The sequence below is a fragment of the Pseudomonas sp. GW821-FHT09H03 genome (genome assembly GCF_059415945.1).
Window position 1 is genome coordinate 1 of sequence record NZ_JBWKOF010000040.1, and the last position, 777, is coordinate 777.

Annotated in this window: 1 pseudogene; it reads right to left on the bottom strand. The window is 54.7% G+C overall.

Features of this window, described 5'->3' with window-relative positions:
* A pseudogene (locus tag AC07OG_RS26325) lies at window positions 1–724 on the bottom strand (transposase family protein); the annotation flags it as partial.
* Window positions 725–777 lie beyond the last annotated feature (53 nt).

Here is a 777-nt window from a genome sequence, read left to right on the forward strand (position 1 = left end):
CCTGCCTTGAGTAGGTTTGGATGGCGGCGAAATCGATGATGGCTGTGGGTAGTCTTGTGGTATGCCCGCTTGCGAGGGACCAATTCTCGCGCTTCTCGCAGGATGCTGAACAGGCGATCGCGCCCCACCCGCAGCCTCGTTTCTGCTTCGGCATGCAGCATATAATGCAGCTTGCGTGTTCCCAGCCTTGGCTGGCGCCGCCGCTTTTCCAAGACGAAATCCACGACCTTTTGATCGTCGCTAGCCTTCGCATCAAACGCTCGGTTGCGCTTGTAGTAAGCCTGACGTGAAATGCCCATGAACAGGCAAGCCCTGCTGATACTCAGGTCTTTGACTTGCCCTTGCGCGAGGACTTGCCGGGTCGCTTTTTTACGATGGATACACCGTAGTCGTTCTTCAAGACGTTTACGACAGCCTCGAAAAACTGAGCCTTTTGATTGCTCAGTTCAAGCTGCTCTTCAAGCTCTTTGATCCGCTGCTCGGGTGACAGCGGTACCGTGGACTCGGCCATGGAACTCTTCCTCAGCACTCGAATAGACGCGCCTTGGCTCCAATCCTGCCGACCATGCTTGCGTAACCACACCAACACCGTTGACCGACCCTGGATGCCATAGCGCCGTTGAGCCTCTTTATAACTCAACTCGCCCTTTTCGACCTGGTCGACCACCGACAATTTAAAAGCCAGCGTGTAATCGCGCTGACTGCGCCTTTTCCCCGAATCCATTGCTCCCTCCTGAAAATAGGTCAGAAGGTGTAAACCTTATTCAGGACGGGACA